Annotated in this window: 6 protein-coding genes and 1 pseudogene; 2 read left to right on the forward strand and 5 right to left on the reverse strand. The window is 67.6% G+C overall.

All coding sequences use genetic code 11. From position 1 onward, the window contains the following. Positions 1-197, forward strand: a 197-nt coding sequence (locus ACTHLF_RS09440) for a T6SS immunity protein Tdi1 domain-containing protein (RefSeq protein ID WP_440326872.1), incomplete at its 5' end; no start/stop codon positions are given. Between the two features lie 4 nt (positions 198-201). Here ACTHLF_RS09440 and ACTHLF_RS09445 read toward each other — a convergent pair. The 5 genes from ACTHLF_RS09445 to ACTHLF_RS09465 all read right to left on the reverse strand — a co-directional run bounded on the left by ACTHLF_RS09445 (position 202) and on the right by ACTHLF_RS09465 (position 4,395). Beyond that, positions 202-1,458, reverse strand: a complete 1,257-nt coding sequence (locus ACTHLF_RS09445; protein WP_440326874.1) for an RNA polymerase sigma factor — start codon at positions 1,456-1,458, stop codon at positions 202-204. A 51-nt stretch (positions 1,459-1,509) separates the two neighbouring features. After that, the gene (locus ACTHLF_RS09450; RefSeq protein ID WP_440326875.1) at positions 1,510-2,280 is read right to left on the reverse strand and encodes a YciI family protein; all 771 of its coding nucleotides are present in this window, start codon (positions 2,278-2,280) and stop codon (positions 1,510-1,512) included. Between the two features lie 10 nt (positions 2,281-2,290). Further along, positions 2,291-2,761 (reverse strand): VOC family protein, encoded by a 471-nt coding sequence (locus ACTHLF_RS09455; protein WP_440326877.1) that lies wholly within the window; start codon positions 2,759-2,761, stop codon positions 2,291-2,293. Between the two features lie 26 nt (positions 2,762-2,787). Further along, complete coding sequence (locus ACTHLF_RS09460) at positions 2,788-3,216, reverse strand: YciI family protein (protein ID WP_440326879.1); 429 nt, start codon at positions 3,214-3,216, stop codon at positions 2,788-2,790. A 153-nt stretch (positions 3,217-3,369) separates the two neighbouring features. Next, positions 3,370-4,395 (reverse strand): sensor histidine kinase, encoded by a 1,026-nt coding sequence (locus ACTHLF_RS09465; RefSeq protein ID WP_440326881.1) that lies wholly within the window; start codon positions 4,393-4,395, stop codon positions 3,370-3,372. Positions 4,396-4,773: 378 nt separating this feature from the next. On the opposite strand from ACTHLF_RS09465, the pseudogene ACTHLF_RS09470 reads away from it, so the two are divergent. Next, a pseudogene (locus tag ACTHLF_RS09470) lies at positions 4,774-6,259 on the forward strand (alpha-2-macroglobulin family protein); the annotation flags it as partial.

Genomic DNA, 6,259 nt, shown 5'->3' on the forward strand with positions numbered 1-6,259 from the left:
TCGAGGCCGGCAAGGTCTGCGCGGAAGGCGAGTGCTACACCTATGTGACGCTGCCGGTGTTCGCCGAGGGTGAGTACACCGTCGAGAACTTCAACCCGGTTCCGGCGCGCGAGCACTTCGAGCTCACCGGCTCGGTCCTGCAGGAGCTGCAGGATCTCCCCGACGGCACGAACGTCAACATCGATATCACCCACTAAAGGGTTATTCACACTGCATGGCGCGGGCTTCCAGCAGGGCGCGTTCGCGTTCGTTGCGGGTCATGGCTGCCGCTTGCAGGAATGCGTCGCGGGCTGCTTCGTGTCGGCCCAGGCGGTAGAGCAGGTCGCCGCGTACGCTGGGTAGCAGGTGGTAACCCTTGAGCGTCGGTTCGTCAGCCAGTGCATCGACGATATCCAGCGCGGCCGCGGGCCCGTCGGCCATGGAGACGGCCACCGCGCGGTTGAGTTCGACGACCGGTGAGGGCATCACCGCCACCAGTTCGGCGTAGAGGCCGGCCATCCGCTGCCAGTCGGTGTCTTCGCCACGCGGCGCGCGTGCGTGGCAGGCCGCGATCGCCGCCTGAAGCGCGTAAGGCCCGTGCGAACCGCCCAGCTTCTCCGCACGATCGAGCGCGGCGAGCCCGCGGTTGATCAGCAGGCGATCCCAGCGCCTCCGGTCCTGGTCCATCAGCAGGATCGGCTCGCCATCCGGGCGGGTGCGCGCGCCGGTGCGCGAGGCCTGGATTTCCATCAGGGCGACGAGGCCATGCACTTCGGGTTCGCGGGGCATGAGACCGGCCAGGATGCGGCCAAGCCGCAGCGCCTCATCACACAGGCCGGGACGCATCCAGTCATCCCCCGCCGTCGCCGCATAGCCTTCGTTGAAGACGAGGTACACCACGCGCAATACCGCGTCGAGGCGCTCCCCCAGTTCCTCGCCGCGCGGGACTTCGTAGACGACCGCCTCGCCGGCCAGCGTGCGCTTCGCGCGGACGATGCGCTGCGCCACGGTCGCCTCGGGCACGAGGAAGGCGCGCGCGATTTCGTCGGTGGCGAGGCCGCCCAGCAGGCGCAGCGTCAGTGCCACCTGCGCTTCGATGGATAACGCAGGATGGCACGCGGTGAAAATCAGCCGGAGCATGTCGTCGCCGATGTCGTCATCCAGCGCGTCGATCAGGGCCTCGTCGTGGGATTCGAGCAAGCCCTCCATGTCCTGGCCCAGCGCTTCCAGCTTGCGGCCCGCCATGCGCTCGCGGCGGATGCGATCCACCGCGCGATGCTTCGCGGCCTGGGTGAGCCAGGCCCCGGGGTTACGCGGCACGCCATCGCGCGGCCACTGCTCGAGTGCCGAGACCAGCGCATCCTGGGCCAGCTCCTCAGCGAGATCGAGGTCGCGCACCATCCGGGCGATGGTCGCGATGAGGCGGGGCGATTCGATCTTCCAGATCGCATCGATGGCGCGGCGGGCGGCGTCGGTCATGGCGACGGATGACACCATCCGCCGCCATGCCAGGCAAGCCGCGCTGCCGCATCAGGTGAGCGGGGCCAGCAGTTCCTTCATGCTGTAGAGCGGGCGGATCTCGAGCCGTGCGTCGTCACCGTCCGGGAACGGGTACGTGCGCGTCCACGCGATCACATCGTCCAGGCTATCGACGCGAAGCACCCAGAAGCCTGCGACCATCTCCTTGACCTCGGCGAAGGGGCCATCGAACACCTGCGGCTGGCCCTTGCTGAAACGCACGCGCTTCGCATGCCGGCTCGAAGAGAGGCCGTTCCCCGCGATGAGGTGGCCCGCCTCGAACCCCTCGCGGTTCGCTTCGGCCATGCGGCCAAGGATCTCCGGGCCCGGGTTCCAGTCGGTCTCGCTACGAGCATTGGCTTTCAGCATCACGATGTACCGGCGCCGCTCCGACTCATCGTCGGCCGGATCACCGAAGTTGCTGAGGCCACCCGGGCAGCCGATCGGGCGTACTTCGATCTCGGCGTTGCCGTTCGCGTCCTCGGCCGGCCAGCCCTTGACCCAGTCGACCGCCTCCTCGATCGAGTCGGCCTCGATCACGCTGAACCCGGCGACGAGTTCCTTCGCTTCCGCGAACGGGCCGTCGACGACCACCGGCGTGCGGCCCGCGGTGAAGCTCACCCGGACGCCCTCGCGGCTGGGCTTGAGGCCTTCACCCGCGTGGAACCGGCCGTCGGCGGCGAGCTGGTCGCAGTACTCGGCCATCGCATCGACCAGCGCCTGGGTCACCGGTGCGCCGGCTTCGCTCTCGGCATCCGCCTTGCGGACGATCAGGAATCGCATGGTCTGCTCCTTACGCGGTCGGTGCCGGCTTCTCGCCGCCATTCACCATCCACGACACGCCGAACTCATCGTCGAGCATGCCGAAGCACTCCGCCCAGAAGGTCTCGCCTACCGGCATGGTCACCGTGCACCGAGTGGCCAGTGCGTCGAAGATTTTCCTGGCTTCCGCCGCTGTGTCGAAGCCGAGGGCGATGGTGCAGCCCTGGACCTTGCCGGGGTGCTCGAAGACCGGCGGCGAGTCGGAGCCCATCAGGATGGCATCACCGACCTGCAGGCGGATGTGCATGATCTTCTCGCCCATGGCGGACATGTCCATCTGCGGGACATCGACGCAGCCTTCGTTGCTCGGCGCGCCCTCTGGCGGGGGCGGCATGTCCTTGAAGCGGCTGGTCATGATGATCTTGCCGCCAAGCGCCTTCTCGTAGAACTTGAAGGCTTCCTCGCAGTTGTCCTTGAAATGCAGGTACGGGGTGATGTTCATCGGTATGCCTCGGTGGATGGATGGAGTTACTGGCGGGCAGCGATCTCGGCGCGCATGCGTTCTTCCTGCGCACGCGCCTCGGGGGTGAATTCGGCGCCGAAGTCTTCGGCCTCGAAGACCTGGCGGAGCTCGATCTCGGATGTCCCGTCCTCGAACGGGTTGGGGCAGCGCTTCATCCACTCGATGGCTTCGTCGAACGAGCGGACCTGGATGAGCCAGAAGCCGGCGATGAGTTCGCGGGTCTCGGCGAACGGGCCATCGATGACTTCGCGGCGATCGCCCGAGAAACGGATGCGGGCCCCCTTGCTGCTGGGCTGCAGGCCCTCGGCCGCCAGCAGCACGCCGGCCCGGACGAGCTCCTCGTTGAAATTGCCCATCGCCGTGATCAGCTGCTCGCTGGGCATCTCCCCGGCTTCGGACGCGCGGGTGGCGCGCACCATGACCATGAATCGCATCTGCCTTCTCCTTGCCGTGGGCCGGGGCATTCCCGGCCTTCATGGAGACGTCGAACGACCCTACCGCCGATCGACACCCGGCCGAAAGAAATTTATACCGCCCGGGGCAGGCAGGATGCAGCAGGTGATTCTCAAAGGTTGAGCGACCCGGTGTCAGGCGTCGACAAGGCGGTCCAGTGGCTCCATGGAACGCGCACGGGCGGACGCCTCGAAGAAGCAGTGCACGCCATCCGGGTGGAACGTGACTGCCGCGGTCCCCCCGGCCTGGGCGGCCAGCACCCGTTCGATGAAGCGGGTGCCGAAGCCACGCTGCACCGGCGGCTCGACGGCCGGGCCGCCGCTCTCCTTCCATTCCAGGCGGACCATGTGTCGCTCGGGTTCGTAATGCCAGCCCAGGCTGACCCGGCCTTCCGCGACCGAGAGGGCGCCGTATTTGATCGCGTTGGTCAGCAGTTCGTGGAGCGCCATGGCGACGGATACCGCCGCCTCGGGGCTGAGCATGAGCGGCGGCCCGTCCAGGCTGACGAGTGATCCATTGGGATCATGGGGGGCGACCGTGGCCTCGACGACCCCGCGCAGGGCGACATCTTCCCACGCGCGGGCCACCAGCAGGTCGTGGGCCGCCGACAGGGCGCGCAGCCGGCTCTCGAACACGGCAAGCGAGTGCGCGACCGATTGATCCTCACGGAAGCTCTGGATGGCCATGGCCTGGACCACCGCCAGGGTGTTCTTCACCCGGTGGTTGAGTTCGTTGATCAGGATCCGCTGGGCGCGCTGGGCATCGCGGTGCGCCGAGACATCGGTGCAGCTGCCGAAGTAGCCGGCGAAATGACCCTCACGATAGAAGGGTGCGCCGTTGTCCAGCATCCAGCGGTATTCGCCGTCCCGGCGACGCAGGCGGTATTCCATCGAAAACGGTTCGCGCGCGTCGAACGCCCCGACATAGATGGCCAGGCAGCGCTCCAGGTCGTCGGGGTGCACGCCCTCGGCCCAGCCGTTCCCCAGCTCATCCTCCATGGCGCGCCCGGTGTACTCCAGCCATGGCTTGTTGAACCAGTCGCAGAGCTTGTCCACGCCCGCACGCCAGATCATCACCGGCGCAAAGTCGGCCAGTTCGCGGAACTCGCGGTCCGAAATGGCGATAGCCCGTTCGATGGGGTCCGTCGCGTGCTCACTCATCGCATGTCACCGTCGATGTCCGCGCGTCGCCTCCTGTTCCCTCGGCGCGGGATGTCCCTGTTGGTCCGCACGATCCATCGCGCGGGATCCTTCGCGGACGATAGCGCGTTTGGCTCGCCGGGTGCGGGGGTGGCGCCCAGGGTCGTGAGCCCGGTCACGGGCCGACGCATACGGCGCAAATTTCAGAATTCCCGTATTGCATCGCGGCCGCCTTCGCATGTCGTCCGTTCCCTGTCGTCGATATGTCAGAATCCAGCCACCTGCGCGACAGGGGTAGCGCGCAGGCTAATCCCGGGGACAACCATTGGCGACACTGCCGCTTTTCCAGCGGCCGCGCCGGTGTGTACCCGCCCTTCAAGAAACGGATTGGAACGGAATATGGATCTCCTGCGGTTCCTCGCGATGCTCCCGGTGCGCCTGCTGCGCGGCCTTGGCTGGCTACTCGGCTTCGTGCTCAGGCCCCTTTTCGGAAATATCGCCTGGTCCGCACCGGCCTGGGTGCCGGCAACGGGCAGGGCGGCCCGCCAGCATCCCCTGAAGTTCACCGGCACGATCGCCGGCGCGCTGCTCCTGGTGGCCGCCGGGTGGTTCGGCTGGCACTGGTGGCAAAACCGCCCGCGCGCCGCGGAACCCAACCGGATCACCATCGAGGTGGCGGCCCCGGCCGTCACGGACTACAGCGACGTCCGGCCCGAGATCCATGCGCTGGAGCTGCGCTTCTCCGGCTCCGCGGCGCGGATCGAATCGCTGGGCAAGCCGGTCACCGAGGGCATCGCGCTGGAACCGCGCCAGGCAGGCCAGTGGAAGTGGCAGGACGATCGCACCCTGGTCTTCACGCCGGCCACGGACTGGCCCGTGGGCCGCAAGTTCGACGTGCGCTTCGACAAGGCCAAGGTCTTCGCCCCGCACGTGCTGCTCGCCGATGACGAGGCCACCTTCAACACGGCGCCGTTCACGGCGCGCGTGACCAACGGCGAGTTCTACCAGGATCCGCAGGACCCGACCCGCCGCAAGACGATCATCCAGCTGGCCTTCAACTACCCGGTCGATCCGGCCGAGCTCGAGAAGCGCATCGCGCTCGACCTGCGCGAGCGCGGCGAGAAGCATGGCGACGACCTGAAGTTCAGCGTCACCTACGACGACCACCACCTCAACGCCTTCGTGCACTCCATGCCGCTGCAGCTGCCCCGCGATGATGGCGCGGTGGGCATGAAGGTGGCCGACGGCGTGCGCAGCAGCCGCGGCGGCGACGGTACCGAGAAGGCGCTGGAAACCAGTGTCCGGGTGCCCGGGCTGTACAGCCTCAAGATCACCGACATGGAGGCCACGCTGGTCGACAACGACCGCTTCGAACCGGAGCAGGTCGTCACCATGGCGTTCGCCAACGCCGTCAGCGACACGGACCTCGGCAAGCACGTGCATGCGTGGATCGTGCCGGCGAACGCGGAGGTCAGCGGTGCGAGCCAGGTCAGCGAGACGGCACTGCGCACGTGGCCGTCGGCCAGGGCCAGCGTCGTCCCGACCGAAAACGACTGGTCGGAAACCCAGAGCTTCCGCTTCCATGCCCAGCCCGGCGACCGCCTGTACGTGCGCGTCGACAAGGGCATGACCTCGTTCGGCGGCTACGTGATGCCGAAGTCGTATGCGGAAATCCTGCCGGTGCCGGAGTACCCGCGCCTGCTGCGCTTCATGTCCGATGGTGCCCTGTTGTCGCTCTCTGGCGACCACCGCGTTTCGGTCGTGTCCCGCAACATGCCCGGCCTGCGCGTCGAGGTCGGCCGCGTGCTGCCCGACCAGCTGCAGCACCTCGTGACGCTGGGCAGCGGACCCTACGCCAAGCCCGATCTCTACGGCATCGGTGAGG

The organism is Luteibacter sp. (assembly GCF_051958795.1).
GTDB lineage: Bacteria > Pseudomonadota > Gammaproteobacteria > Xanthomonadales > Rhodanobacteraceae > Luteibacter.

Bases quoted from the DNA above. Each gene is read 5' to 3' on its own strand.
- ACTHLF_RS09445 (WP_440326874.1), bottom strand. From the start codon at position 1,458: ATGACCGACGCCGCCCGCCGCGCCATCGATGCGATCTGGAAGATCGAA.
- ACTHLF_RS09450 (WP_440326875.1), bottom strand. From the start codon at position 2,280: ATGCGATTCCTGATCGTCCGCAAGGCGGATGCCGAGAGCGAAGCCGGC.
- ACTHLF_RS09455 (WP_440326877.1), bottom strand. From the start codon at position 2,761: ATGAACATCACCCCGTACCTGCATTTCAAGGACAACTGCGAGGAAGCC.
- ACTHLF_RS09460 (WP_440326879.1), bottom strand. From the start codon at position 3,216: ATGCGATTCATGGTCATGGTGCGCGCCACCCGCGCGTCCGAAGCCGGG.
- ACTHLF_RS09465 (WP_440326881.1), bottom strand. From the start codon at position 4,395: ATGAGTGAGCACGCGACGGACCCCATCGAACGGGCTATCGCCATTTCG.